At 64.4% G+C, this 24964-nt stretch carries 24 protein-coding genes; 11 read left to right on the top strand and 13 right to left on the bottom strand.

Annotated elements, in window-relative coordinates:
• The first annotated feature begins 93 nt into the window (after positions 1–93).
• From nirB to GC088_RS05000, 3 genes are read left to right on the top strand one after another with little or no spacing between them, the layout of a single operon-like run.
• Positions 94–2745 carry a nitrite reductase large subunit NirB gene (gene nirB / locus GC088_RS05010; protein WP_323961040.1) on the top strand — a complete coding sequence of 884 codons (2652 nt, stop codon included), beginning with the start codon at positions 94–96 and terminating at the stop codon, positions 2743–2745.
• Positions 2746–2753: 8 nt separating this feature from the next.
• Positions 2754–3794: a uroporphyrinogen-III C-methyltransferase gene (gene cobA / locus GC088_RS05005; protein WP_323961038.1), complete on the top strand. Its 1041-nt coding sequence runs from the start codon at positions 2754–2756 to the stop codon at positions 3792–3794.
• Entirely contained in the window at positions 3791–4939 is a 1149-nt protein-coding gene (locus GC088_RS05000) for a uroporphyrinogen-III synthase (RefSeq protein ID WP_323961035.1), read from the top strand. The genes cobA and GC088_RS05000 overlap by 4 nt, the downstream gene beginning before the upstream one ends.
• 101 nt (positions 4940–5040) lie before the next feature.
• Here GC088_RS05000 and GC088_RS04995 read toward each other — a convergent pair whose 3' ends face one another.
• The gene (locus GC088_RS04995) at positions 5041–5724 is read right to left on the bottom strand and encodes an ArgP/LysG family DNA-binding transcriptional regulator (protein ID WP_323961943.1); all 684 of its coding nucleotides are present in this window, start codon (positions 5722–5724) and stop codon (positions 5041–5043) included.
• The gene (locus GC088_RS04990) at positions 5625–5909 is read right to left on the bottom strand and encodes a LysR family transcriptional regulator (protein ID WP_323961033.1); all 285 of its coding nucleotides are present in this window, start codon (positions 5907–5909) and stop codon (positions 5625–5627) included. The genes GC088_RS04995 and GC088_RS04990 overlap by 100 nt, the downstream gene beginning before the upstream one ends.
• 70 nt (positions 5910–5979) lie before the next feature.
• On the opposite strand from GC088_RS04990, the gene GC088_RS04985 reads away from it, so the two are divergent.
• The 5 genes from GC088_RS04985 to GC088_RS04965 all read left to right on the top strand — a co-directional run bounded on the left by GC088_RS04985 (position 5980) and on the right by GC088_RS04965 (position 9501).
• Positions 5980–6579, top strand: a complete 600-nt coding sequence (locus tag GC088_RS04985; RefSeq protein WP_323961032.1) for a LysE/ArgO family amino acid transporter — start codon at positions 5980–5982, stop codon at positions 6577–6579.
• A 52-nt stretch (positions 6580–6631) separates the two neighbouring features.
• Positions 6632–6919 carry a hypothetical protein gene (locus GC088_RS04980; protein WP_323961030.1) on the top strand — a complete coding sequence of 96 codons (288 nt, stop codon included), beginning with the start codon at positions 6632–6634 and terminating at the stop codon, positions 6917–6919.
• Between the two features lie 183 nt (positions 6920–7102).
• The gene (locus tag GC088_RS04975) at positions 7103–7936 is read left to right on the top strand and encodes an amino acid ABC transporter substrate-binding protein (protein ID WP_323961028.1); all 834 of its coding nucleotides are present in this window, start codon (positions 7103–7105) and stop codon (positions 7934–7936) included.
• 142 nt (positions 7937–8078) lie between these two features.
• Complete coding sequence (locus tag GC088_RS04970) at positions 8079–8744, top strand: amino acid ABC transporter permease (RefSeq protein WP_323961026.1); 666 nt, start codon at positions 8079–8081, stop codon at positions 8742–8744.
• A complete protein-coding gene (locus GC088_RS04965) occupies positions 8731–9501 on the top strand; it encodes an amino acid ABC transporter ATP-binding protein (RefSeq protein WP_323961025.1) in 771 nt (256 codons plus the stop codon). The genes GC088_RS04970 and GC088_RS04965 overlap by 14 nt, the downstream gene beginning before the upstream one ends.
• 18 nt (positions 9502–9519) lie before the next feature.
• Here GC088_RS04965 and GC088_RS04960 read toward each other — a convergent pair whose 3' ends face one another.
• Positions 9520–10551: a helix-turn-helix transcriptional regulator gene (locus GC088_RS04960; protein WP_323961024.1), complete on the bottom strand. Its 1032-nt coding sequence runs from the start codon at positions 10549–10551 to the stop codon at positions 9520–9522.
• Positions 10552–10638: 87 nt separating this feature from the next.
• Between GC088_RS04960 and GC088_RS04955 the strand changes: the two genes are divergently transcribed.
• Positions 10639–11142 carry a cupin domain-containing protein gene (locus GC088_RS04955; protein WP_323961023.1) on the top strand — a complete coding sequence of 168 codons (504 nt, stop codon included), beginning with the start codon at positions 10639–10641 and terminating at the stop codon, positions 11140–11142.
• Entirely contained in the window at positions 11139–11546 is a 408-nt protein-coding gene (locus tag GC088_RS04950) for a DUF1304 domain-containing protein (RefSeq protein WP_323961021.1), read from the top strand. The genes GC088_RS04955 and GC088_RS04950 overlap by 4 nt, the downstream gene beginning before the upstream one ends.
• Positions 11547–11591: 45 nt before the next feature.
• Here GC088_RS04950 and GC088_RS04945 read toward each other — a convergent pair whose 3' ends face one another.
• From GC088_RS04945 to GC088_RS04925, 5 genes are all read right to left on the bottom strand, one after another.
• Complete coding sequence (locus tag GC088_RS04945) at positions 11592–12722, bottom strand: NAD(P)/FAD-dependent oxidoreductase (RefSeq protein ID WP_323961019.1); 1131 nt, start codon at positions 12720–12722, stop codon at positions 11592–11594.
• A gap of 3 nt (positions 12723–12725) precedes the next feature.
• Positions 12726–13814 (bottom strand): Gfo/Idh/MocA family protein, encoded by a 1089-nt coding sequence (locus GC088_RS04940; RefSeq protein ID WP_323961018.1) that lies wholly within the window; start codon positions 13812–13814, stop codon positions 12726–12728.
• A complete protein-coding gene (locus GC088_RS04935) occupies positions 13811–14707 on the bottom strand; it encodes a carbohydrate ABC transporter permease (RefSeq protein WP_323961017.1) in 897 nt (298 codons plus the stop codon). The genes GC088_RS04940 and GC088_RS04935 overlap by 4 nt, the downstream gene beginning before the upstream one ends.
• Complete coding sequence (locus GC088_RS04930) at positions 14707–15594, bottom strand: carbohydrate ABC transporter permease (RefSeq protein WP_323961016.1); 888 nt, start codon at positions 15592–15594, stop codon at positions 14707–14709. Before GC088_RS04930 ends, GC088_RS04935 begins: the two co-directional genes overlap by 1 nt.
• A 78-nt stretch (positions 15595–15672) precedes the next feature.
• Positions 15673–16983 (bottom strand): ABC transporter substrate-binding protein, encoded by a 1311-nt coding sequence (locus GC088_RS04925; RefSeq protein WP_323961015.1) that lies wholly within the window; start codon positions 16981–16983, stop codon positions 15673–15675.
• A gap of 168 nt (positions 16984–17151) precedes the next feature.
• Here GC088_RS04925 and GC088_RS04920 point away from each other — a divergent pair, with 168 nt between their 5' ends.
• Positions 17152–18243 carry a LacI family DNA-binding transcriptional regulator gene (locus GC088_RS04920; protein ID WP_323961014.1) on the top strand — a complete coding sequence of 364 codons (1092 nt, stop codon included), beginning with the start codon at positions 17152–17154 and terminating at the stop codon, positions 18241–18243.
• 96 nt (positions 18244–18339) lie between these two features.
• Here GC088_RS04920 and GC088_RS04915 read toward each other — a convergent pair whose 3' ends face one another.
• From GC088_RS04915 to ectB, 5 genes are all read right to left on the bottom strand, one after another.
• Entirely contained in the window at positions 18340–19221 is an 882-nt protein-coding gene (locus tag GC088_RS04915) for an aldehyde dehydrogenase family protein (RefSeq protein ID WP_323961012.1), read from the bottom strand.
• The gene (locus tag GC088_RS04910) at positions 19218–20723 is read right to left on the bottom strand and encodes an aldehyde dehydrogenase family protein (protein WP_323961010.1); all 1506 of its coding nucleotides are present in this window, start codon (positions 20721–20723) and stop codon (positions 19218–19220) included. Before GC088_RS04910 ends, GC088_RS04915 begins: the two co-directional genes overlap by 4 nt.
• Positions 20724–20733: 10 nt before the next feature.
• Positions 20734–21750 (bottom strand): deoxyribose-phosphate aldolase, encoded by a 1017-nt coding sequence (gene deoC, locus GC088_RS04905; protein WP_323961009.1) that lies wholly within the window; start codon positions 21748–21750, stop codon positions 20734–20736.
• A 342-nt stretch (positions 21751–22092) separates the two neighbouring features.
• On the bottom strand, positions 22093–23415 hold the full coding sequence (locus GC088_RS04900; RefSeq protein WP_416377516.1) for an aspartate kinase: 1323 nt from the start codon (positions 23413–23415) through the stop codon (positions 22093–22095).
• 113 nt (positions 23416–23528) lie between these two features.
• Positions 23529–24836: a diaminobutyrate--2-oxoglutarate transaminase gene (gene ectB / locus GC088_RS04895; protein ID WP_323961005.1), complete on the bottom strand. Its 1308-nt coding sequence runs from the start codon at positions 24834–24836 to the stop codon at positions 23529–23531.
• Between the last annotated feature and the right edge of the window lie 128 nt (positions 24837–24964).

Raw genomic sequence — 24964 nt, 5'->3', positions numbered from 1 at the left:
GAAATCAGGGGGCAATTGCGCGTCCGTACGCTCGATAGTCAGGTGCGGAGACCGACCCGGTCGGAATCTGCAAAACGGCGAAAGGTGCCCCACATGACATCCGAGACAACGCAACAGATCCTCGTCGTAGGCGGCGGGCCGGCTGCCCACCGATTCGTTGAAGCGATGGTTTCGCGCGGCCTGGACGGCTTCGCCATCACCGTCCTTACCGAGGAGTCCTGGCTCCCCTATGACCGGGTTGCGCTGAGCCAGGCCCTGCTCGCCGACGTGGAGCTCACCCTCGGCGACGCAACCATGTGGGAGCACCCGGCGGTCACCTTGGCTACCGGGTCCCGCGCGGTCTCCCTTGACCGCGAAGCACGTACGGTCACCACAGAGGCCGGCGATGTCTACCCCTACGACCAGCTGGTCCTCGCCACCGGCTCCAATGCGGCCCGCCTTCCGCTGCCGGGCATGGATGCCGCGCATGTCTACCGAACGGTCGACGACGTACGTGCCCTCCGCGGCGAGGTCACCCGCCTGACTGCCGAGTACGGCCGCACCATCGACGCCGTTGTCATCGGCGGCGGCCTGCTGGGCCTTGAGGCGGCCGGCGGCATGCAGACGCTTGGGGCGAAGGCCGCGGTCATCAATGGTGCGGACTGGCTCATGAACACTCAGCTGGATCAGGGCGGCGGGCAGGCGCTCGACCGCCTGATCACCGCCAAGGGCCTGACCGTCCACGGCGGCGTCTTCCCCTCCGGATTCGTGGTCGAGGACGGGCGCATGGTCGGCGTCGACATGGCCGACGGCCGGCGCATCCCCGCCGACCTCGTCGTGGTCGCCGTCGGCGTCCGCCCCCGTGACGAGCTCCCCCGCGAGGCGGGCATGGAGATGGGGCCGCGCGGCGGCGTCGTCGTGAATGAGGCCTGCGCCACCGAGGACCCGAACATCTGGGCCATCGGCGAGGTGGCCTGTTTCGGCGGCATGTGTCTGGGCCTCGTGGCGCCGGCGAACACCATGGCGGAGATCGTCGCCGACCGCATCAACGGCGGCTCCGCAACCTTTCCCGGCTTCGACACCGCCACCAAGCTCAAGCTCTCCGGTGTTGAGGTGGCCAGCTTCGGCGACGCCTTCGCCAAGGCCGAGCACAGCCTCGAGATCGTGTACGCGGACCCCGCCCGCGGCCTGTACCAGAAGCTCGTGGTCACCGACGACGCCAAGACCCTCCTGGGCGGCATCTTCGTCGGCGATGCGTCCCCCTACACGGCGCTGCGTCCGCTGCTCGGCCGTGAGCTGAGCGCCGAGCCGGGGGCTTACCTCTCCGCGTCAGGCGCAGGCGAAGCACCGGACACCGAACTTCCCGACGACGCAATCCTCTGCTCCTGCAACAACGTCTCCGCCGGCTCGATCCGCGACGCCGTCAACGGCTGCGGCACCTGCGAAGGCTCCGAGCCGGTCCGTGAACTGGCCCCGCTCAAGGGCTGCACCAAGGCCGGCACCGGCTGCGGCTCCTGCGTGCCGATGCTCAAGAAGCTCCTCGAAGGCGAACTGAAGAAGAGCGGCATCGAGGTCTCGAAGGCGCTCTGCGAGCACTTCACGATGTCCCGCCCCGAGCTCTTCGAGGCGGTCCGGGTCCTGGAACTCGACAGCTTCGAGGGCATCATCGAGCGGTTCGGCGTTCCGGAAGCCGGCGCGGTGGGCTGCGACATCTGCAAGCCGGTGGTCGCGTCCATCCTCGCCTCGCAGCGCGCCGAGTACGTGCTCGACGGCGGCCGCGGCATCCTGCAGGACACCAACGACCGCGCGTTGGCCAACATGCAAAAGAACGGCACCTACTCGGTGGTCCCCCGCATTCCCGGCGGCGAGATCACCCCGGAGAAGCTCGGCGTGATCGCGAAGGTGGCGCAGGACTTCAACCTGTACACCAAGATCACGGGCGGCCAGCGCATCGATATGTTCGGAGCCCGGCTGGAGGAGCTGCCCGAAATCTGGAAGATTCTGGTGGACGCCGGGTTCGAATCCGGCCAGGCCTACGGCAAGAGCCTGCGGACCGTGAAGTCCTGCGTCGGCTCCACCTGGTGCCGCTTCGGCGTGCAGGATTCGGTGGCCATGGCCATCCACCTGGAACTTCGCTACCGCGGCCTGCGCAGCCCGCACAAGCTCAAGTTCGGCGTCTCCGGCTGCGCCCGCGAATGCGCCGAAGCCCGCGGTAAGGACATCGGCGTCATCGCCACCTCCGACGGCTGGAACCTCTACGTCGGCGGCAACGGCGGCGCGACGCCGGCACACGCCCAGCTCCTGGCGAAGGACCTCGACGACGACACGCTGATCAAGTACATCGACCGCTACCTCATGTACTACATCCGCACCGCGGACCGGCTGCAGCGCACGGCGGCCTGGCAGGCGGAGCTCGACGGCGGCCTGAATCACGTTGAGGATGTCATCATCAACGACTCCCTCGGTATCGCCGAAGACCTCGAATCCGCGATGGCGCGCCACGTGGACAACTACGAGGACGAGTGGGCAGCCACCCTCAAGGATCCCGAGCGCCTGCGCCGGTTCCGCTCCTTCGTCAACGCACCACACGAGAAAGACGATTGGATCGCCAACGTCCCCGAACGCGGCCAGATCCGGCCCGCCACTGACGAAGAGCGCGCCGCGGCGCAGGCCGGCACCGGCCCCGTACTGCTCGGCGCGGGCATCCCCGTCCGCCCGGGAGCAGAGACTCCCGCTCCCGCCACCGCCACAGAAGCAGCGAAGTGAGGACCGCCATGAGCACCGAACTGACCCTCGACGTCACCGGCCTCACCGTCCTCATTGCAGGCACGACGACGACGGCCCGCCAGGCGGTACGACGCTACGGCGCCGGAGGCGCTATCGTCCGCCGTGTCGCTGACCCCGAGCAGTTCCACCCGCGCATGCTCGATGCAGTCAGCCTCGCCGTCGTCGTCTCCGGAACTGACCCGGTCCGCGAGCAGTGCTGGGAGGGCCTGCTTGAGGCCTGTCGTGAGCGCCGGATCCTCACCACCCGCGAAGAGGGCGCGGCGCCGGGAGGCCGGGTCACGCTGATCGGCGGCGGGCCGGGCGTGGAGGACCTGCTCACGGTGCGGGCAAAGCAGGCCCTGCGGGAGGCCGACGTCGTACTTCATGACCGGCTGGGCCCCTACCGGACGCTGCCGCAACTGGCGCCGGGAGCTGAACTGGTCGACGTCGGCAAGACGCCCGGGCACCATCCCGTGAGCCAGACCGACATCGAGAAGCTGATGGTCGCGAAGGCGCGTCAGGGCCACAACGTGGTCCGGCTCAAGGGCGGCGATCCGTTCGTGTTCGGGCGCGGCGGCGAAGAGGTCAACACCTGCCTGGCCGAGGGTATCCCGGTCACCACCGTGCCCGGCATCAGCAGTTCCATCGCCGTCCCGGCGGCAGCAGGGATCCCCGTCACGTACCGCGGAGTGGCGCACGCGTTCACCGTGGTTTCTGGCCACCAGCCGTTGACGGACCAGGAGCTCGATGCGTTGGCGAAGCTGGGCGGCACTATCGTTGTCCTGATGGGAATTGGAACGCTGCCGCAGCTGACGTCGGGCCTGCGGAAGGCCGGGCTGGCTTCGACCGTGCCCGTCGCGATCGTTGAGAAGGGGTACAGTCCCGAGCAGCGCACCACCATCTCGAACCTGGGCGAAGCGGTGACCGCGGCAGGACTGGCGCGCTGCACCTCGCCCGCCGTCGTCGTCATTGGCGAAGTGGTTCGGCAGCATCAGGACTTCCGCTCCACCCTTGAACAGGTCCTGACGCATCCGCTGGTGACGACATGACGGCTGCTGTTACCACTCCGGCAGTGACTCAGTCGGCCGCTGCCGAGGTTGCCGACGGCTCGCTGTCCGGCTTCCGGATCGGCGTGACGTCCGACCGGCGGGCCGGGGACCTAATCGACGCGCTGGAACGGCGCGGGGCAACCGTGCTGCACGCGCCCGCGCTGAAGATCGCACCCGTCGCAGCCGACCTGCCCCTGCTCGAGGACACGCGGCGCATCATCGCCGCGCAGCCCGACTACGCAGTGGTGACGACGGCGTACGGCCTGCGCCGGTGGTCTGAGGCGGCCGACGCCGCGGGCCTGGGTGATGCGCTGCTGTCCGTCCTGTCCGACGCGAAGATTTACGTGCGCGGCCCGAAGGCGCGCGGTGCGGTGCGAGCGGCGGGCCTGAACGACGTTGGCATCAGCCACGACGAGACAACGGCCTCGCTGGTGAACATGATGCTCGGGCTGGACCTGCGCGGGAAAAAGGTTGCAGTCCAGCTGCACGGCTACACCGACTACCGCCAGCTGGACCGGCTGCGGCAGGCGGGTGCCGAGGTGCTCACGGCAACTCCCTACCGGTGGGTGAAGCCTGCGGGCTCGGACCAGCTGCCGCGCCTGATCGAGGCCGTCTGCAACGGCGGGCTCGACGTCGTGACCTTCACGAGCGCCCCCGCCGTCGACGCCGTCCTCAGTACGGCCTCGGAGTTGGGATGCCGGGAGGCGTTTATCCAGGCGCTGCGCGGGCCCGTGGCGGCCGCCGTCGTCGGGCCGGTGACCGCCCAGCCGCTGGTGGAGGCGGGAGTGTCGCCGCTGATCCCGGAGCGGTACCGAATGGGGGCGCTGATCCGACTGGTGTGCGAGTTCCTCGGCCAGCACCGGGTGATGCGGTACCCGAGCGCCTTTGGGCTGATCGAGCTGCGCGGGAAAAACCTGCGCATCAACGGCACCGCCGTGGAGTTGGCCCCTGCGCCGATGAGCCTGTTCCGTGCGCTGCTCGAGGCCAACGGCGCCGTGATGTCGCGCGAGCAGCTGGCTCGGGTGCTGGCAGGTGACGCCGGCGAGCACGCACTCGACATGACCATCAGCCGGCTCCGGAAGTCATTGCCCGACGCCGGCCTGGTTGCCACCGTGATCAAGCGCGGCTACCGCCTCCAGCTCTGACGCGTTCACTTGGCAGGACACGCCGCTAATCGCGCGCGAAAAGGGGTGTGTCTTGCCAAATGAACGGGGGTGGATAGCGCAAGGAAGCTAGCGCCAGGGGTTTAACGCAGGGCGGCTTCACTCGCGGCTCGGATGGCGTCGGTGATGCGGGTGAGCCGCTCTGACCTGATGGTCCAGGTCTGCCAGTAGAGCGCGACGTCGTGATGCGCGTCTTTCTCGAGCAGCACCAGGGTGCCGCGTGACAAATCCCCATCCAGCTGCAGCTCGGGGATCATTCCCCAGCCCAGTCCCGCGCGGACCGCTTCGAGAAACGCTTCCGACGACGGAATCAGGTGCCGCGGTGGAGGTTGGCTGACGCCGTGGGCGCGCAGCATGTGGTTCTGCAGTTCGTCCTTGGCGTTGAACTGGAGGACCGGCATGTGCTGCCAGTCGACGTCGTTCTTGTGTGTGAACCGTGCCCGAAGCTCCGGGGTGGCCACCGGGAGGTAGCGCATGAAGCCCAGGCGCTGGGCGCGGCAGCCATTGACGGGAATGGGGTCGGCGGTCACCGCGCCCAGTACGTCGCCCTGCCGGAGGAGCTGGCTGCTGTAACCCTCGTCCTCCACGCGTAGGTCGAGGCTCGTATCGGTCCAGCCGGCCACCTCACGGAGCACGGGCCGGAACCAGGTGGCCAGGGAGTCGGCGTTCACGGCCACGGGAGTAACCGTGCGCTCGGAGGCACCGGAGCCGAGAGCGTCCCGAGCCTCGGCCTCGAGGACCTGAAGCTGTCGGGCGAACCGGAGCAGGACCGCGCCCGCCTCGGTGGTGTGGAGGGAACTCCCCTGCGCACCACGATCTGGCCCACGGAAGCCTCAAGGGTTTTGATGCGCTGGCTGACTGCGGAGGGCGTGATGCAAAGCAGGTCCGCGGCGGCTTCGAACGTGCCCTCGTCGATGATGGCCGCCAGAGCGCGTAAATGCTCGAGGTTCATGAAGCTTTCCTAATGAATCAGTAGAAATCTTTGTTTGTCTTCATTCTTTACGCTCCCTACCGTTGATGCCATGTTGAGTATTTGGGGCACGGGTCTGCTCTCCGGCCTGGCACTGATCGTGGCCATCGGGGCACAGAACGCCTTTGTGCTGCGCCAGGGCATCCGGCGCGAACATGTCGGCGCGGTGGTCGCGGTGTGTATGGCGAGTGACGCGATTCTGATCCTCGGCGGCACGCTAGGGATCGGAGCGCTGGTGTCCAACTTCCCGATAGTGCTGGAAATCCTGCGGTGGGGCGGTGTTGCCTACCTGACGTGGTGGGCGGTGAGGTCGTTCCGGTCGGCGGCGAGGCCGTCGTCGTTGGTTGCGGCGGAAGCGCCCCGCTCGCGGAGTTCTGTGGTCGCCACGACGCTTGCCCTGACGTACCTGAATCCCCACGTCTATCTCGACACGGTGGTGCTGCTGGGAAGCCTCGCGAACCAGCAGGGGCCGGACGCACGGTGGCTGTTCGCGGCAGGGGCCGTGGTCGGCAGCGTGATCTGGTTCGGCGCGCTGGGCTACGGCGCCCGGGCGCTTGCCTCAGTACTGAACAATCCGCAGACCTGGCGAATTGTCGACGTCGTAATTGGTGTGGTGATGCTGGCTCTCGCCATCAAACTGGTCCTGGGTTGAACTGACGCTAAAGTTAAGCGCAGCACATCCTGCACAGAATTCGAGGAGACTCATGGCTCACCCGGTAAGCACGTCTAGCACGTCCCGCGAGAAGACGCCCCGCGAGAAGCGGCCCACCCACTCCGGTGACGGACACCTGCTCGGAAGCATCCTGGCCTTCGCCGTCATGCTGGTTCTCTTCGCAGGAGCAATCTACTCCCTGACCTTCTTCGAGAGGACCAACGTCTGGCCGTTCGCCGTCTGCCTGACCCTCTTCTTCCTCGCGTTCTGGATTCCGCAGACCATCCTCGGCCGCTCCGACACGGGCTACAGGATGGCCAAGGGCGAACGCAAGGCCTAGGACTGAGCGACAGGGGCGTCGGATGGATATCCGGCGCCTTTTTCGTGCCCGGATTCCACTTCCGCGTTCGAGCCCGCGAAGTATTACGAAGTGTGACGGGAGGGGAATATGGGATGTCCCATTAACGCTGAAATGGACAGCCCGTACCCGGGCAAAACCCTCAAGCGTCAAAGGATATCCCCCATGATTTCTCGCCGTCTTCCACTGCTCGGCGCCGCGACCGCCCTCGTCCTTGCGGTAGCCGGATGCGGATCTTCCGCGTCCTCCGAGTCAGGCGATGCCGGTTCCGAGACCTCGTCCGCCGGCGGCACCACCCTCGCCGAGGTCCAGGAGTCCGGAGTGCTCACCGTCGGCACCGAGGGCACCTACAAGCCCTTTTCCTACCACGAGGGCGGTGCCGGCGAACTGACCGGCTACGACGTCGAGGTCATCACCGCCGTCGCCGAGAAGCTCGGCGTTGAGCCCGAGTTCGAAGAGACCCAGTGGGACGCGATGTTCGCCGGCCTGGACGCGGGACGCTTCGACGTCATCGCCAACCAGGTCTCGATTACCCCGGAGCGCGAGGCGTCCTACTCCTTCTCCACGCCGTACACCTACAGCAACGGCGTCCTGGTCACCACCGCCGACAACTCCGAGATCACCTCCTTCGAGGATCTCGAGGGCAAGACCACCGCACAGTCGCTCACGAGCAACTGGCGGGATCTCGCTGAGGAAAACGGAGCGAGCATCGAAGCAGTCGAGGGCTGGGCGCAGTCCATCACACTCCTTGAGCAGGGCCGCGTCGACGCCACGATCAACGACGAGTTGACCTACCTCGACTACCAGAACGCCACTCCGAACGAGAACATTAAGGTTGCCGCCGAGACTGAGGAGCAGTCCCAGAGCGCCCTGACCTTCCGCCAGGGCAGCGACGACCTGGTCGAGGCCGTCAACGAGGCGCTCGAAGAGCTCCGCACCGACGGCACCCTCGCCGAGATCTCCGAGAAGTACTTCGGCGAGAACGTCAGCGAAGAATAAGCCGATCACGACGGCGAGCGCCGGCTTGGGTTCTCTTGCCCGCCGGCCGCTCGCCGTCGTCGTTATTTTTTGTGTGAGCGCTGCAGTGCAGCAGGCGGCGATGCAGCAGACACCGACAGGGGCGGGAGTAGCGTAGGACTTCATGGACATTGACTGGGATTTGGCGCTGACGTCGCTCTGGCCGCTGGTGCAGGGCGGGCTGACCGGTACGATTCCGCTGTCGTTGGCGTCGATGGCCCTCGGTCTGGTCCTCGCGCTGCTGGTTGCGCTGATGCGGCTGAGCAGCAACCGGGTCGTGTCCGGGATTGCGAGGGCGTACGTTTCGGTGATCCGCGGAACCCCCCTGCTGGTGCAGCTGTTCGTGATTTTTTACGGGCTGCCGTCGATCGGTTTGACGATCGACCCGTGGCCGAGCGCGATCATCGCGTTCTCGCTCAACGTCGGCGGTTACGCGGCCGAGGTCATCCGCGCGGCGATCCTGTCCGTCCCCCGCGGCCAGTGGGAGGCCGGGCACACGATCGGTATGTCCCGCACCCTGACTCTGCGACGGATCATCCTGCCGCAGGCCGCACGCGTGTCGGTGCCTCCGCTGTCCAATACGTTCATCTCGCTGGTGAAGGACAGTTCGCTTGCGTCGCTGATCCTGGTGACGGAACTGTTCCGCCAGGCGCAGGAGATCGCGGCGTTCAGCCAGCAGTTCATGCTGCTCTACATCGAGGCCGCGGCCGTGTACTGGGTGTTCTGTCTGGTCCTTTCGGCCGGGCAGTCCCGACTGGAGAAGAGGCTGGACCGCTATGTCGCTCACTGATTCACGCACCGTCCTGACCGTCGAGGGGCTGCGGAAGTCCTTCGGGAACAACGAGGTGCTGCGCTCCATCGACCTGTCGGTGAACGCCGGCGGCGTGGTTGCGCTGGTGGGCCCGTCCGGGTCGGGCAAGACCACGGTGCTGCGATCCCTGAACGGGCTAGAAATTCCCGACGCCGGCCGTATAACCTTCGCGGATGGTCCCGCCGTGGACTTCGGTTCCCCTGTACCGAAGCGCCAGCTCATGGCCCTGCGGGACCAGAGCGCCATGGTCTTCCAGCACTACAACCTCTTTCCGCACATGACCGTGCTGGAGAACGTGATCGAAGGGCCGGTGCAGGTTCAGCGGCGGCCGCGGGCCGAGGCTGTGCGCGACGCCGAGTCGCTGTTGGCTCGTGTTGGCCTGGCGGACAAGAAGGACCAGTACCCGCACCAGCTTTCGGGCGGCCAACAGCAGCGCGTAGGAATCGTGCGCGCGTTGGCGCTGCGGCCTTCGCTGCTCCTCTTCGACGAGCCCACCTCCGCGCTGGACCCCGAGCTGGTCGGCGACGTGCTCAGCGTCATCAAGGAGCTCGCCGACGAGGGCTGGACCATGGTGCTGGTGACTCATGAGCTCGCCTTCGCCCGCGAGGTGGCAACCCAGGTTGTGTTCATGGACGGCGGCGTCGTGGTCGAGAGCGGTCCGCCGGACACGGTGCTGCGGAACCCCACCGAGGAGCGGACTCGCCGGTTTGTGCACCGGCTGTTGCATCCGTTCTAGGTCGCTTGCCGGCAGTTCCTACCGCGGCTGTAGGCGGGCCACAAGTTCGCCGCGGCTGGTCACACCCGTCTTGGCGAACACTGACTTCAGGTGATCCTGCACGGTGTTGGGAGTGACCGAGAGATGCCGAGCGATATGTCGGGTGGGCGATCCTGCCATGACCTCGAGGCAGATGGCCCGTTCCCGCGCAGAGAGCCCGTAGGCCGCAAGGAGCATGCCCGTGAGCTGGGCACCGGTGGCGGGCGTGATCACCACGGCGATCTGTCCGTCGTCCTCCCCCGTGAGCGGGCTTGCTTCCATGTGTGCCCACTGGCCGTGCCCGTCCCTGAGGGTTGCCCGAAAACCGTCCGCGGAGTTGCTTCTCAGGCCCTGCACCATGATGTGCATCATGGTGTCGAAGCGGTGGGGTGCAAACTCGTCGAGGTGTTCCTGCCAGTGCCGCGCCTCCGGGGTTGCCGAGCACACGTCCCCGGCAGAACTGAGCACCACGATCGCCGGCCGCGAACCCCAGGCATGGGCGGATAACTCACTGCGAACCGCCAGTCGCGTCGCCGCAGCGATCGACGGCGCGACGGCGGTCAGGTACTCCACTTCCCTTTCACTGAAATCCGTCCCTGCACGGACCATTCCCGCAGCACCCCAGCAGGAACCGTCGGCGCTGAAGAGGACGCGCAACTCCTGCCTTACCCCGAGCGGCTTCCACACGTTCCGGTACCTGGCGCTGCGCTCCTGGTCGTGCAGCGGCAGGTCGGACAGCCGGGCCAGCGGCTTTCTGCTCCGGGCCATCCCGGCGAAGGTGTCGAGCTCCTCGCCGGAGTATTCGGCGTCGGCGAGCAACGGTTCGTACTCGGCAGGCAGTCGCGTCTCCCCGCTGACCATGGCGCTGATAACCAGGGATTGGGGATCAATGGTGGCCCAACAGGTCAGGTCGGTGCCGACGTCGCGCGCTGTGAGTTCGATAGCGGCAGCGTGAAGGTCATTGACGCCCACTCCGCTGGCCGCCAGGGCTGCGATATCCCGTCGGGTGCGGCGGGCCCGTTCCTCCCACACGCCCTCAGTATGGCACCGGCGGGAGTGCCGGTCACTCCCAGAAATCTGGGATCGTGAGGCCCGACGACGGGACTTACCGTTGAGGCCATGAGTTACCTAACGCAACACCTTCAGCCGGGCGACGGCGTCGAGTTGCACGCCCCGGATGCAACGCTCACCGCCAAGGTGGACGCCGAGCACACCGACGGAACCTACGAGCTTTTCGAGGTCGATGCGGTGCGCGACGACCCCACTCCCCTGCACCGCACCGGGTGGGCGAAGACCTACTACGTCCTGCAGGGGCGGATTCTGGTGCAGGTAGACGATGAGGGCTTCGACCTGGGTCCGGGCTCCTCGATCGCCATTCCGCCGAATGCACCGCACACTTTTACTGTTCTGACGCCCTCGGCCAAGTTCCTGGTGTTCAGCATGGGTTCAGGCATGGGGCGGTTCCATGCTGATATGTCCTCCACGGTGCCGCAGGGCCATCCGATGGAGGAGGTTCTGGAGCAGATCCAGCAGGTGCTGAGCCGCCATGACGTGACGGTCGAAGGCATGGGGACACCGTCGGAGGCACCTTCGGGAGCATCGCGACTGGGGGCATCGCAATGACCTTGATCGTCTGGATCTTCGCGCTGATTGCGGCCGCCCTGCACATCCTCGTCTTCGTCTGGGAAGCGCTGGCCTTTCAGCGGCCGGCGGTGCACCAGGGAGTGTTCTCCACTCGGACCGTCGACGTCCCCGCCATCCGGCTGTGGGCCTTCGGCGTGGGGTTCTACAACTTGTTTCTGGGCCTCGGGGCCCTTACCGGGGTGCTGACCTGGATGGGCGGCAACGAAACGGTGGGCAGGACGCTGGTTATTTACACGTGCCTGTTCATGTTCCTCTCAGGCATTGTGCTGCTCATCGCCGATCGGCTCGAGATGGGCCGGGCGAAGGGCAAGGGCATCGGCGGGGCAATCGGCCAGGGCATTCCGCCGCTGATCGCGCTCGTCGCGGTCATGATCGCAGCCTGACATGGCGGGCTGCTCAGTGCAGCAGCCCGCCACCGCCTGACCGTGTCAGGAGAAGCGCTCGGGACGGAAAGTCTCGAACATTGGGTGTGGGCGTCCGCTCATGATCTCGTCGGCGAGTAACTCACCGGCGATCAGACCGACAGTTGCCCCTGAGTGGGTGAACGCGACATAGCACCCGGGGACTTTCTCAAGCTGTCCGAACACCGGCTCCCCGTCGCCGGGGATAGGTTTCCTACCCAACTTGTACTCAGCTGCCTTCAGCTTTGGTCCACCTTCGAGCAGCGCTGATGCCTCATCAAGAAGTTCCTGCACCGCTGACTCAGGGATAGTGCAGTTGCCGTTCGAATCCTCGGTGATCTGGCCGACATACCAGTCGTGATCAATAGCGAGCGTATTGCCGGGATTGGGCCGGGTTGCCGCACGCGGGGTGTTGAGCACCGCCTTGATGTCGTGTTGGAGTGGTTCGGTGGTGACAAGCATCGACAGCGGCGAACCGTCATCAATCCTCACGCCCAATTCAGCTACCACCTGCGGGGTTGAAGGGCCACACGCAACCACGACAGCTTCAGCTTCGTACTGCTCGCCGTTGGTGCACAACACGCCAGTTGCCCTTCCGCCCGTCACAACGACGGAGGCCTTGCCCGCGTGAGTGATGACTCGCCCGCCGCGCGAAACCAATTCGTCTGCAAGATATTCGATCAAATGCGGCAGGGATACCCATCCGTCTCCAGGGTTGAAGATTGCATTGCCTGGCACTGCGTCGGCGGCAACACCTGGAGCCACTCGGGGAATCTCGGTCGATGCTACGAGCTGAGAGTTGTAGGCATGGTCCTTCTCATAGCGATGGCGTTCAAAGGTGTCCGCTTCGCTGTCGACACCGTCCCAATAGACTCCGCCGTCGAAGCGCAACCACTCCCGCTGCGGGTCGGCAGCGAAGAGAGTACGGTAGCGATCGATGCCTGCCACGCGTAGTGCGTGATAGGCGTCCGATCGAATCCCTGCCGAATTGAGCCATGACAGGGACCGGCCGGAGGCTCCGCTGGCGAGCGAAGTTTCCGTGATGAGGACGACGGAAGCACCCTCGCGTTGCAGGTGGACCGCGGTCGATACACCGAGGATGCCGCCGCCGATGACAGCAACGTTCTTGTTCGAGGGGTTGTCGGTTGTGCTGGACATGGATCAGCTTCCTATGGTGGTGAGTTGATGGTGGGATGTCGTCATACCGGGCAGGCGATGTACCTGTTCGATGATGTGAAGAACCTGTACTGCGTCCTTCGGATCGACCGGAATGGGCGTGCCTTCGAAAAGGTGTCTGCTCAACAGCCTGTAGAACCGGGGATAGTCGCCTCGCTGCGCCGGAATCGGCTGTTGCGTCGCTCCTGAGCTGAGAGAACCCCAAGCGGTTTCTGGTTCAAACCCGAAGTCGTCGTCATTCGGGCTCTTGCCTGCATCCAGCGCCGGTTCCTGGCCGTCAAGTCCCCACTTCAGGTAGGTGCCGCGGGTGCCGAAAACGTGAAATCGCGGCCCGGGTTGTGCTGCCAAGCCGCTCATGGTCAATCGCGAGCGGGTGCCGCTCGCGTGACGCAGGACCACGAATGCGTCTTCGTCGGCATCTGTGGAGGCACCTGAATATCGGGTGGTTTGACCGTAGACGTCCTGAACCGGTCCGAACAGTTGCAGGGCTTGATCGATCAGGTGGCTTCCCAGGTCATACAAAATTCCGCCGGCTTCGTCCAGGCTTGCGGCACCCTTCCAGCTTCGGAAGCCGTCAGGCTGCCACCATTCGAATCGTGACTCGAAGGTTGCGATTGGCCCCATAGCATCCTGACGGACAAGGTCCTGCACGGTGAGGAAGTCCGCGTCCCAACGGCGGTTCTGGAAGACCGTGAGACTTACTCCTGCCCTCTCTGCCTTCCGAATGAGATCCTCGCCCTGCTCCGATGAAGCTACGAAGGGCTTGTCAACGACAACATGCATGCCATGCTCGATGGCGTTGCTCGCTAGTTGGTAGTGCGTGGACGGCGGTGTACCGATGACGACGAGGTCTATGTCATCTGCATGTTGGAAGACATCTTCGGGCTGGTTGAGCACGGTCGCCGTCGGATAGAGCCCGCGAGCCTGACGCGATCGCTCCTCGTTGCTTGTCGTGATGAACCGGAGACTGTAGTCAGGGTTGGCTGCGAGCAGCGGGGAATGAAAGACCCTGCCGGAAACTCCGAATCCCAATACGGCAGTCCGGATCGTACGCTCAGCTGTGTGGTTACTCATTTGCCCATACCTTCCGATAGCCCCCGGATGAAGTAGCGCTGCCCGATCGCGAAGGCCACGATCATGGGCAAGCTCGCAATGGCCAGGCCGGCAAAGAGCACCGACCAGTCGGTCTGGAGCGTGCTTTTGAAATCAAGCAGCCCGACGGGCAAGGTCTTCAGATCAGCGTCATTGAGGAAGACCAACGCAAAGGGAAATTCGTTCCATGCGAAGAGCACGTAGACAAGACCGGCGCTGGCAAGCACGGGTTTGCACAGCGGAAGGATGACCCGTAGGAAGATCTGGACCGAGTTCGCGCCGTCGATCCGCGCCGCTTCCACCACTTCGTCGGAGAGCGTCAGCATGTATGCACGGATGAGGAAAATGGTGAAGGGGAGCCGATAGGCAACGTAGACGATGATCAGTCCGGCGTGGGTGTTGTAGAGGCCCACAGTCTGTAGCAACTGGAACAGGGGAACGAGGATCATCGTCGGGGAGACCATCAGTCCGCCGAGGATGAGGAACGTGACTGTCCTCGAGAACGGTAGGTGGAGCTTGGTCAGCGCATACGCAGCAGCTGCACCCAGCAACAGCGTCGCCGCCAGCGAGATCGCGGTGATGAAAAGGCTGTTGGCGAAGTAGGAGACGACGCCCTGGTTCCAGGCTTTGACATAGTTCTCGAAGGAGAAGGCATTGGGTAGTGCCCAAGGATCCGCGAAGATCTCAGCGCTGGTCTTGAAGGCTGATGAGAACATCCAGAAGAGCGGGTAGAGGACGCCCATGCTCATGACGACAAGCAGGGTGCGGACTAGATACCGGGCGACCATCCCCAGGTAATCCGGACGGCGCTTCGGCTGTGCCGCTCTCCCCGCACGGGTGGTTGGCGTTGTCGGCTTGATTGTCATGGTGCTCATTAGAGGCTGACCCTCTTCCTGCTTGTGTAGAACAGTTGCACTGCGCCGATGATCAAAGTGATGAAGAGGACAATGGTTGCGATCGCGGAGGCGTAGCCCATGTCGTCGTTCACGAACGCGTTCTGGTAGATCAGGGTGCCCAGCACCTGGGTGGCGTTGTTGGGACCGCCATTGGTCATGGCGACGATTTCGTTGAAAACGAGGAAAGCGTTGCTGACGGTGACAATTGACATGACGGCAACCATCTCCCTGGTCAGCGGAATCGTCACGTTGAGGAACTGCCGTACCGGACCGGCCCCATCGAGCGCTGCGGCTTCATACAGCTCGCTCGGGATACGCTGGATGGCCACTAGCAGGAGGGCCGCGACATAGCCCGTCCATTGCCATTGGCTCATGGCGATGATCGCCCAGATTGCAGTTTCGGGTTCACCCAGCCACACCCTTGCGAGCCATTCCAGACCGAGCCCGCGTAGCGCCTCGTTGAGGAATCCGACTTCAGGGTGGTAGATGAACGAGAAGAGCACACCTGTCACCGTGATTGAAATGGTGGCCGGCAGGAAATACACACTGCGGAAAAAGGCCTGAAGTTTGCCCTTCACGAACCTGTCCAGCAGCGCCGCCAGCATCAGGCCGAGGCCTACCTGAATGACGAGGGAGGCTGCGGCGTAAGCCACGTTGTTGCGGATCGCGATCCAAAAAACCGCGTCGCTGAAGGCCGCGATGTAGTTTTTGAAGCCAACGAACTCCTGTTCCGGGGAGAAGACGCTCCACTGTAGGAAGCTCAACCGCAGGTTCTGGGCCAACGGGTAGTACAGGAGAGCGAGGATCACCAGAATCGCGGGTGCTGCCCAGAGGATTGCGCTGAGGCGGAGTCTTCTTGTCGTCATGCTGCACGAGTCCTTTCACTCGGGTGCCACCAAAGCGGCGCCGCCATTGGATCGCCGCTTTGGTGGTTGAGGCAATGCCTACTTCAAACTGTTCGACGCTGCTCGGATCGAATCCAGAATCTGTTCCGGAGTTTGTGATCCGTCTATGGCTGCCTGTCCGCCTGCCAGGAACGCCGCACCGACTTCGGGTTCGGTGGCTGTATCCAGCCAGATGTTGAAGGTCTCGACTCCCTCCAGGTGCGTCAGCGCTTCCTCCAGCTGAGGCAGTACATCTGCGACCCCTTCGGCAGAGCCAACGACAGCTGACGGACGGTCCCGCATTTCAAGCAAGCGGGCACCGTTCTCTTGGGTGGTGAAGAACTTGAGGAATTCGATCGCCAGGTCCTTGTTGTCGCTCTTCTCGTTGACGATGAAGCCGTCAGGTGCGCCAGTGAGCGATTCGGCGTCACCTTCAGCACCTTCGATGTCCGGGAAGGCGAAGAAGTTCCAGTTCGCCGCGACGTCCGGGGTGGCTCCGTTTGCTTCCCGGAAGATGGAGAAGATGTTGCTTTCGCCGTAGTACATGGGTGCTACACCGGTCTGGATCTCTGCCTTTGCGGAGTCGTTCGAGATTCCATTCGACCCGTCCGTGAAGCAGCGCTCAGCCAGTTCGTTAAGGTCCTCCAGTGCCCTAATGTACCCGGGGTGATCGAAAGTGGCGGTTGCCGGATCGAAGTCCGCCTGCATGACGTCATGCGGAACATGCTTGGCTATGAGCGTGGTCAAGTAATGCACTCCCGGCCACATGGCGTTGTTTCCCATGGTGATTGGTGTGAGCCCGGCTCCTTTGAACGTATCGCAGGCCCTCAGGAGCTCTTCGTAGGTGGTGGGTACCTGCACCCCGTGTTCGTCGAACATGGCCGAGTTATAAATCATGTACTTCCCGGACATGCTCACGGGCACTGCGTAGTTCTTGCCCTCGACCGTGTAGGCCTCGACGGCTGCCGGCATCAGGGACTCTTCCCATTCGCCGTCCATCTCCGAACTGAGGTCGGCGGCGAAGCCTGCGTCGAAGTACTGCTCGCCATAGCCGCCCGGCCAAGCGAAGTACACGTCCGGAAGGTCATTTGACGCTGTCAGCACCCGCAGGCGCTCCTTATAGGGGTCGTCCTGAATAGCCTGCATGTCCACGGTTACTCCGGGATTGGCCTTCTCGAACTCGTCAACTACCTTCTCGAAGAACGCCGCGTGATCGCCCTCGGGCCACTTGTGCATGACGGTCAGGGTCTGGTCTCCCCCGCTCGTGCCCTCGCTGGCGTCTCCGCTCCCGCCGCATGCGGAAAGGCTCAGGGCGACCAGGGTGGAGATGGCTAGGACGGACTTGCATGGGCTGCTGATTTTCTTGGGCATGGTAGGGGTTCTCCAAGGTAGATAGCGAAATCGGGACGAAAGAAGCGCCGCCACTGCGTTGTGAGCTGCGTCTCGTTGAGTCCGGTCTCAACGTATAGCATTGAGACCGGACTCACAAGTGTTTCAATTGAAGTGACTTCCTCTTCCCCCAGCAGACAAAGGATCTATATGAGCACCAGCTCCATCCGTCGGGAGACGACCGTCGCCGATGTCGCGGCTCTCGCGAAAGTGTCAAAGGCGCAAGCTGCGCGCGCGCTCGGGGGCTACGGAGCCGTCAGCAGTGAGGTCCGGTCCAGGGTTATGGACGCGGCGCAGCATCTGGGTTATCACCCGAACATGCTGGCCCGCAGTATGAATACCGGCAGATCCCATACCATCGGCGTCGTCGTCGGGGACATCCAGAATCCCTACTTCAGCTTGGCATTGAGGGCTATCTCCGATACGGCGCAGCCCGCCGGGTATGACGTGCTGCTGGTCAACACCGGTGAGGATATGAAGGCGGAGCAAGAGGCAGTCCGTGTTCTGCAGGACAAGCGGGTAGATGGCTTCATCGTTGCGCCGGTATTGTCCGATGACAGCGCCCATCTGCGCGCGGTGGTCGACTCCGGACGACCCCTCGTCCTTCTGGACCGGTCAGTGGAGGGTCTGGACGTGGATGTGATCGCAACAGCGTCCGAGCAGGCCTCCTTCGAGGCCGGCCAGCTTCTGATCAATCAGGGACACGAGCGCATCGCCTACATCTCAACGCTCAGGACACGGTCTGGTGATATCGACGAAACGGCGCTCGGGTCAACTCCGGTTGCTCAACGGCTCGCTGGAATGAAGCGCGCCTTCAACGAAGCAGGGAAGGACTTCCCCGTCGACCTGATTCGCATGAATGCCGGCACGGACGAGAATATCCGCCGCGTCGTGAGGGAACTGCTGTCCTCGCCGTTCGATGCGACTGCGATTATGGCTTCCGACAGCGTGATCGCACTCAGCGCACTGGAAGAAATTGCGAACCTCGGTCTAGCCATCCCCCGGGACCTTTCCTTCGTGATGTTCGACGATCTCCCGTGGACGAGGCTAGTTACACCGCCCCTCACCGTTGTCTCCCAGCCGGTGTATGAGCTCGGCGTCGCGGTGGCGACCACGCTCATCCACCGAATGCGCGGCGAGGAGTTCAGCCCTGAGTATGACTTCCGCGCTGAACTAATCTGCCGTGACTCCGTTGCCGCTCCTCCGCCGGAACGCGCACTTCAGGGCACAACCAGAAGTTGAGCTGAATCTGCTGGTTCGCTGGGATTGTCTAGACAGTCCCAGCGAAGCACGCGGTTCGGTGGGATAGACCAACAGTCTGTGGGTCCCGCCGAGCCCCTAGAGCAGGCCCTTCGTGTGCCAGACCGTCTTGGTCTCCGTGAAGAAGGTGATCCGGTCCAGGGAGGGGGCACCGGCGTCGGGCCCTACCTCCGGAGGAAGCACCCGCTTGAGGGTTTCCGCGGCGGTGATCTGCAGGTCAACCCAGTCGAGCCCGCCTGCACCGAGCAGGTCCAGCGCGTTGACGTCCGCGTGCGCGGCGAGCCACGGCGCGATCTCCGCAGGCGAACCGCTCAAGATATTGACGACGCCGGCCGGTACGTCGCTCGTCGCCAGCACCTCGCCGAAGCTGAGGGCGGCGAGCGGCGCCCGCTCGTGCGGAATAACGACGACGGTGTTCCCGCTCACGAGGATCGGCGCCACCGCGCGGACCAGGCCGAGCAGGGACCCGCCGCCTGCCCCGTCCTGCGGAGCGATGGCGGCGACGACACCGGTAGGCTCGGGCACCGAAAGGTTGAAGAAGGACCCGGACACGGCGTTTCCGTTGCCGGCGACCTGCACGTACTTGTCAGCCCAGCCGGCGTACCAGACCCAGAGATCGATCGCCTGATCCACCTGCGCCGACGCGGCGGAGAGCGACACGCCCTCGGACGCGGCGATCTCCTCGGCGAACTGCGCGCGTCGCCCATCGAGGATCTCCGCGATCCGGTACAGCACCTGCCCACGGTTATACGCGGTGGTTCCGGACCAGCCGCTCACGGCAGCGCGGGCGGCCACCACGGCGTCACGGGCGTCCTTGCGCGAGGCCTTCGCGGCGTTGACTGAACTCACCGGGAAGCTCCCCTTCGTGGTCGAAATCTCGTACACGCGCCCGGACTCGCTCCGGATGAACTTGCCGCCGACGTACAGCTTGTAGGTCTTCGGGACAGCGAGGCGGCTCATCGGGTCTCTCCGTTCTCAACGGCGGCGACGGGAGCGACAACAGGCGCCGTCACGGCGGGCACGGCAACAGTGGGTGCCAGGTAGGCTGCGAGCCCCTGCTTTCCGCCTTCCCTGCCGTAACCGGATTCCTTGTAGCCGCCGAACGGGGAGGCAGGATCGAACTTGTTGAACGTATTGGCCCAGACGACGCCGGCGCGCAGCTTGTCGGCGACCGCCAGGATGCGGCTGCCCTTGTCTGTCCAAATGCCGGCTGACAGGCCGTACGGGGTGTTGTTGGCCTTGGCGATCGCCTCGGCCGGTGTACGGAAGGTCAGGACGGACAGCACGGGGCCGAAGATCTCGTCCCGCGCGATCCGATGGCTGGTGGAGACATTGGTGAAGATGGTCGGCGGGAACCAGAAGCCCTGCTCGGGAAGGTTGCAGGCGGGACTCCACCGCTCGGCGCCTTCCTGCTCGCCGATGTCGGACAGTTCGCGCATGCGGCCCAACTGGGAGGCCGAGTTGATGGCGCCGACGTCGGTGTTCTTGTCCAGCGGGTCGCCCACGCGCAGGGTGGCGAGCCGGGCCTTCAACCGCTCCACGACGTCGTCGTGAATGGATTCCTGCACCAGCAGGCGGGAGCCGGCGCAGCAGACCTGGCCCTGGTTGAAGAAGATCCCGTTGACGATGCCCTCGACGGCCTGGTCGATGGGAGCGTCGTCGAACACGATGTTGGCGCCCTTGCCGCCAAGCTCGAGCGTCAGCTTCTTGCCGGTACCGGCGGTGGCGCGGGCAATTTCCCGGCCCACCGCCGTCGAACCCGTGAAGGCGACCTTGTTGACGTCGGGGTGGTTCACGAGCGCCGAGCCGGTGGCACCGGCTCCGGTGACGATGTTGACCACGCCTGCCGGCAGGTCAGCCTGCTGCAGGATCTCGGCGAAGAGGAGGGCCGTGAGCGGGGTGGTCTCGGCCGGCTTCAGCACCACGGTGTTGCCTGCGGCGAGCGCGGGCGCGATCTTCCACGCGAGCATCAGCAGCGGGAAGTTCCACGGGATCACCTGGGCGGCGACGCCGAGCGAGCGCGGGTTGGGGCCCAGACCGGCATATTCGAGCTTGTCGGCCCAGCCGGCGTAGTAGAAGAACCAGGCGGCGACCAGCGGGATGTCGACGTCGCGGCTTTCCTTGATGGGCTTGCCGTTGTCGAGGCTTTCGGCGACCGCCAGTTCGCGGGCGCGCTCCTGCACGAGGCGGGCGATGCGGAACAGGTACTTGCCGCGGTCGGACCCGGACATGCGCGACCAGGTCTTCTCGTACGCGCGGCGGGCGGCGACGACGGCGGCGTCAACGTCCTGCTCATTGGCGCAGGACACGGTGGCCAACTGCTTCTCGGTGGCCGGAGAGATGGTGGTGAACGATTCGCCGTTACCGGGGACGAACTCGCCGTTGATGAAGAGGCCGTACTCGTCGCGGAGGTTCAGGATCGCTGCCGACTCGGGCGCGGGAGCGTAGTCGAGGAAAGTCATGGCAGGTCCTTCAGTCGATCGTGACGTAGGCCGGGCCGGAGTAGCGGCCGCTGGTGAGCTTCTGGCGCTGCAGGAGCACGTCGTTCAGGAGGCTCGAGGCGCCGAAGCGGAAGAGGTCTGGCTGCAGCCACTCCTCCCCCACAGTTTCGGCAACTGTGACAAGGTGCTTGATGGCGTCCTTCGATGCGCGGATTCCGCCCGCGGGCTTCACGCCGATCTTCTCGCCGGTGAGGCGGTGCCAGTCGCGGACCACCTCAAGCATGGACAGCGTCACCGGGAGGGTTGCCGCCGGGGACACCTTGCCGGTGGACGTCTTGATGAAGTCACCGCCGGCCAGGATGGCGAGCCACGACGCACGGCGCACATTGTCGTACGTGTTGAGCTCACCGGTTTCGAGGATGACCTTCAGATGCGCGTAGGAACCGTCGGGGCGCTTGCACGCTTCCTTCACGGCGACGATCTCATCGAACACGTGACCATACCGCCCGGAGAGGAAGGCGCCGCGGTCAATGACCATGTCGATCTCATCGGCTCCGGCGGCCACGGCTTCCGAAGTATCGGCGAGCTTGACCGCCAGGGACGCGCGGCCGCTCGGGAAGGCGGTGGCGACGGCGGCGACGTTGATGCGCCCCGGGGCGCCGTCGTCGTGCGCGGCACCGAGGGCTTCCACGGCATGGGGCACCATGTCGCCGTACACACACACGGCGGCGACACGCGGGGTGGAGAGGTCGTCGGGATCTGGAACGAGGGCCTTCGCAACCAGCGAGCGGACCTTGCCGGGGGTGTCGGCGCCCTCGAGGGTGGTGAGGTCGGTGAGCCGGATGATGGTGTCCAGCGCCCAGGCCTTGGAGGTGGTCTTGATCGAGCGGGTGCCGAGGGCAGCGGCCCGCGCTTCCAACCCGACGGCGTCGACCCCGGGGATGCCCTCAAGGTAGCGGCGCAGGCTGCGCTCGGTGAGATCCGATCCGATGACTTCCAGTGCCCTCGACGCCGGTGCAACAGTGGTGCCGGCGCACGTGGTTTCCATGGTCACATGTTCTCCATACTTCTCGGTCTCCACGGCGGGGCGGTTCGCGCCGCACCCCGTTTCGGCATTGAAGTCCACGGGGTATCGGTAGCGTCGCGACAGGTGATCGGCCCGCCATGGACGGGTACGACTTTACCACCGGGTAACCGCGCGGGGCCTTGCAGCTTCTGAAGGCCGGCAGCAGCACGGGAGCTCACCCTCGCCACATGGACGAAGCTGCTGCCGACCCGCTCAGAAGCCCCGCTTTCAAAAGGGGCATGTCCGCCCTCCAGCCGTAATCAACAGTAGGCAGCCAGTCCGCCCCGAAACACGAGTAATTGCCACTCGTGTTTCGGGGCGTGCCTACCCCAGCACGGCTGCACGGACGCGGGCGGACGCGTCTCTGATTTCCGGCACCTGCTCGGGCGGCGTCAGGTCGAATGCCGCCTTCAAGGCATTGACGGCCTCGGTGAGCTGTTCGGCCGGCACGGCGGCGGCAATGGACAATTCAGACATGGAGACCAGCTCCACGCTGATGCCGGCGTGGTTGAGTGCCTTGAAAAAGGTATGGAAAGGATCGGGGCACGAGCGCATTCCCAGCCCGTTCAGCCAGACCCTGCCCATCTCATCGTTGTGCTGAAGTGCTTCGAAACCGATACGGTTCCGGTCCGCCGCCAGTGCTGCTATTGCTGCGCGCAGTTCCGCGGCGGGCAGGGTAAGGGTTACGTCGGCGAGATTTGCCTCCGTAGCTCGCGGGTGTCGGGCGACCATCTCTACGTGCACCCCCGACGCGGCAAGGTCCATCAGTACCTGCCCTATGGTCTGGGAACAGTCGGGGACGCCCGCCACGGTGATCCGCGCGGCAGAGTTGGAACTTTCGACGCCGGATATGAGTGTCCGCTCCCCCGGTTTCGCGTCCACTGCCTGCCTATGCACGTTCGGCATGATCATGGTTCCCCGTTTCTGCACGAACGAGGAGCGAACGTGAATGGGAACACCGAAGCGGCGGGCGTATTCGATGCAGCGGAGGTGCAGCACCTTGGCTCCCGAGGCGGCGAGCTCAAGCATCTCCTCGCTGGAGAGCACGTCAAGCTTTCGCGCTCTTGGGACAATCCGTGGATCTGCCGTATAGATACCGTCAACATCCGTGTAGATCTCGCAAACGCAACCCAGAGCTGCCGCGAGCGCGACGGCGGTGAGGTCGGAGCCTCCCCTCCCCAGGGTGGTTACCACTCCCTCGTTGCCGCTAATACCCTGGAACCCCGCCACGACGGCGATCTGTCCACGTTCGAGACAGGCCTGGATCCGGCGCGGCTTCACGTCCGTAATGCGCGCCTTTCCGTGGCGATCATCCGTGATGAGGCCGGCCTCCGTGCCCGTAAACGTGCGCACATCGGCTCCGAGGTCGGCCAACGCGATCGCCAGCAAAGCCGCAGACACAAGCTCGCCTGTGGTCATGAGGGTGTCAAGCTCCCGGGCGCGGGGATGGGGGGAAATGCTGGCCGCCAGGTCCAGCAGCTCGTCGGTGGTGTCGCCCATTGCGGACACCACCGCAACCACTTGGTACCCGGAAGCCTGTGCGTCGTATATCCGTTGGGCAGCACGCTTGATACCTGCGGGGTCGGCGACCGACGATCCTCCATATTTCTGCACCAGTACGTTCGTCGCTGGTCCCGTCATCCCCATCCCTACTGGCAGGTTGTCCGGGGGCAGCAGCTCTCTGATGGGAACCTCGCTGCGCGGGAATACCCTGTCCTCCACACCCCGCGCATCCGATTCGCCCATACGGTCGAGTGAGGTCATCGTGTGCCTACCCCCGTGACTTCCCTGCGGTGAATCCGCGGCATGGGGTCGAGCAGCTCGCCGGTTACCGAGCGGACCGCCTCGCAGAGGATGTCGAGTCCGTACGCCATGCTCTCAGCACTGATTGTCAGCGGTGGCATGACTTTGACGACTTCTCCCTGTGGCCCGGAAGTTTCCACGAGCAAACCGGAGGCGAACGAAACGGCAGATACATTACGTGCCGTTGCCGCGTCCGGACAGTAGATCCCGGCCAGCAGCCCTCGCCCGCGGACGTGGGAACCCTCGATCTTGCCTGCAACTGTCGCCAGGCCGGCGTGCAGTTGAGCCGCCCGTGCAGCGATCTGCGATTCGAACTCCCGCCCGTTCCAATAGTTCTCCAGCGCGGCAGCTCCAGTGACGAAGGCTGGGTTATGGCCGCGGAAGGTTCCGTTGTGCTCGCCCGGCTTCCAAATGTCAAGGTCAGGCCTGAACAGGGTTACAGCAAGCGGCAGCCCGAAACCGGAAAGCGACTTCGACATGCAGACAATGTCCGGTTGGATCCCCGCTTCTTCAAAGCTGAAGAACGTACCTGTGCGTCCACACCCTGCCTGGACGTCATCGACGATGAGGAGAACCTCGTGATGGCGGCAGAGGTCGGAGAGGGCACGCAACCAGCTTGCCCTGGCCGCCCTTACGCCTCCCTCGCCCTGAACAGTCTCTACGATGACCGCAGCCGGTTTATCCATTCCGGATCCGCTGTCCTCCAGCGCGCACCGCAGCCACAGCAAATCGTCCGGCTGTCCGTTGAGGAACCCGTCGTACGGAATGCTCGAGGTGTTGTTAAGGGGTATTCCTGCTCCTTGGCGCTTCATGGAGTTCCCGGTCACCGCCAGCGCGCCGAGAGTCATCCCGTGGAAAGCGTTGGTGAAACTCAGTACATGGTGCCGGCCGGTTACCTTACGGGCCAGCTTCAGCGCCGCCTCGACGCTGTTTGTTCCGGTGGGACCGGTGAACATGACCTTGTAGTCCAGATCACGCGGAACGAGGATGAGTTCCTGGAACATCTCCAGGAAACGGCGTTTCGCCGTCGTCTTCATGTCCAGCGAGTGAATCACCGACCCCGATCGCAAATATGCGATCAGCGGTTCGAGGAGGAGTGGATTGTTGTGCCCATAATTGAGTGCGCCGGCACCGGAGAAGAAGTCGATGTACTTCCTACCGTCCTCGCTGTACAACCATTCCCCGGCGGCTCGGTCGAAAACCGTATCCCACTCCCGGCAGTAGCTGCGAACTTCGGACTCCACGGACGCGAAGATGTCTCCCATGTCTCTCCCTTGGGTGCCGCCAGCCTCCCCTTGGGTTCCCCTGGGGAACTGAGCATTGAACAATCTGATGGTCTGATGCTGACCATGTGTGAAACGGGCTTCAGGTTTCCTCGTTCGAAGCGAGGGTC

Source organism: Arthrobacter sp. JZ12, assembly GCF_035189165.1.
In the GTDB taxonomy this organism is placed as follows: domain Bacteria; phylum Actinomycetota; class Actinomycetes; order Actinomycetales; family Micrococcaceae; genus Arthrobacter_D.
This window is presented reverse-complemented; position numbering and strand designations above follow the sequence as displayed.

What these genes read in the sequence shown, in the direction of transcription:
- GC088_RS04955 (WP_323961023.1), top strand. Translation starts at nt 10,639, where the DNA reads ATGAGTTACCTAACGCAACACCTTCAGCCGGGCGACGGCGTCGAGTTG.
- GC088_RS04930 (WP_323961016.1), bottom strand. Translation starts at nt 15,594, where the DNA reads ATGACGACAAGAAGACTCCGCCTCAGCGCAATCCTCTGGGCAGCACCC.
- GC088_RS04940 (WP_323961018.1), bottom strand. Translation starts at nt 13,814, where the DNA reads ATGAGTAACCACACAGCTGAGCGTACGATCCGGACTGCCGTATTGGGA.
- GC088_RS05000 (WP_323961035.1), top strand. Translation starts at nt 3,791, where the DNA reads ATGACGGCTGCTGTTACCACTCCGGCAGTGACTCAGTCGGCCGCTGCC.
- ectB (WP_323961005.1), bottom strand. Translation starts at nt 24,836, where the DNA reads ATGGGAGACATCTTCGCGTCCGTGGAGTCCGAAGTTCGCAGCTACTGC.
- cobA (WP_323961038.1), top strand. Translation starts at nt 2,754, where the DNA reads ATGAGCACCGAACTGACCCTCGACGTCACCGGCCTCACCGTCCTCATT.
- GC088_RS04975 (WP_323961028.1), top strand. Translation starts at nt 7,103, where the DNA reads ATGATTTCTCGCCGTCTTCCACTGCTCGGCGCCGCGACCGCCCTCGTC.
- GC088_RS04950 (WP_323961021.1), top strand. Translation starts at nt 11,139, where the DNA reads ATGACCTTGATCGTCTGGATCTTCGCGCTGATTGCGGCCGCCCTGCAC.
- GC088_RS04925 (WP_323961015.1), bottom strand. Translation starts at nt 16,983, where the DNA reads ATGCCCAAGAAAATCAGCAGCCCATGCAAGTCCGTCCTAGCCATCTCC.
- GC088_RS04900 (WP_416377516.1), bottom strand. Translation starts at nt 23,415, where the DNA reads ATGGGGATGACGGGACCAGCGACGAACGTACTGGTGCAGAAATATGGA.
- GC088_RS04980 (WP_323961030.1), top strand. Translation starts at nt 6,632, where the DNA reads ATGGCTCACCCGGTAAGCACGTCTAGCACGTCCCGCGAGAAGACGCCC.
- GC088_RS04965 (WP_323961025.1), top strand. Translation starts at nt 8,731, where the DNA reads ATGTCGCTCACTGATTCACGCACCGTCCTGACCGTCGAGGGGCTGCGG.
- GC088_RS04985 (WP_323961032.1), top strand. Translation starts at nt 5,980, where the DNA reads ATGTTGAGTATTTGGGGCACGGGTCTGCTCTCCGGCCTGGCACTGATC.
- GC088_RS04990 (WP_323961033.1), bottom strand. Translation starts at nt 5,909, where the DNA reads ATGAACCTCGAGCATTTACGCGCTCTGGCGGCCATCATCGACGAGGGC.
- GC088_RS04920 (WP_323961014.1), top strand. Translation starts at nt 17,152, where the DNA reads ATGAGCACCAGCTCCATCCGTCGGGAGACGACCGTCGCCGATGTCGCG.
- nirB (WP_323961040.1), top strand. Translation starts at nt 94, where the DNA reads ATGACATCCGAGACAACGCAACAGATCCTCGTCGTAGGCGGCGGGCCG.
- GC088_RS04945 (WP_323961019.1), bottom strand. Translation starts at nt 12,722, where the DNA reads ATGTCCAGCACAACCGACAACCCCTCGAACAAGAACGTTGCTGTCATC.
- GC088_RS04915 (WP_323961012.1), bottom strand. Translation starts at nt 19,221, where the DNA reads ATGAGCCGCCTCGCTGTCCCGAAGACCTACAAGCTGTACGTCGGCGGC.
- GC088_RS04910 (WP_323961010.1), bottom strand. Translation starts at nt 20,723, where the DNA reads ATGACTTTCCTCGACTACGCTCCCGCGCCCGAGTCGGCAGCGATCCTG.
- GC088_RS04935 (WP_323961017.1), bottom strand. Translation starts at nt 14,707, where the DNA reads ATGAGCACCATGACAATCAAGCCGACAACGCCAACCACCCGTGCGGGG.
- deoC (WP_323961009.1), bottom strand. Translation starts at nt 21,750, where the DNA reads ATGGAAACCACGTGCGCCGGCACCACTGTTGCACCGGCGTCGAGGGCA.
- GC088_RS04970 (WP_323961026.1), top strand. Translation starts at nt 8,079, where the DNA reads ATGGACATTGACTGGGATTTGGCGCTGACGTCGCTCTGGCCGCTGGTG.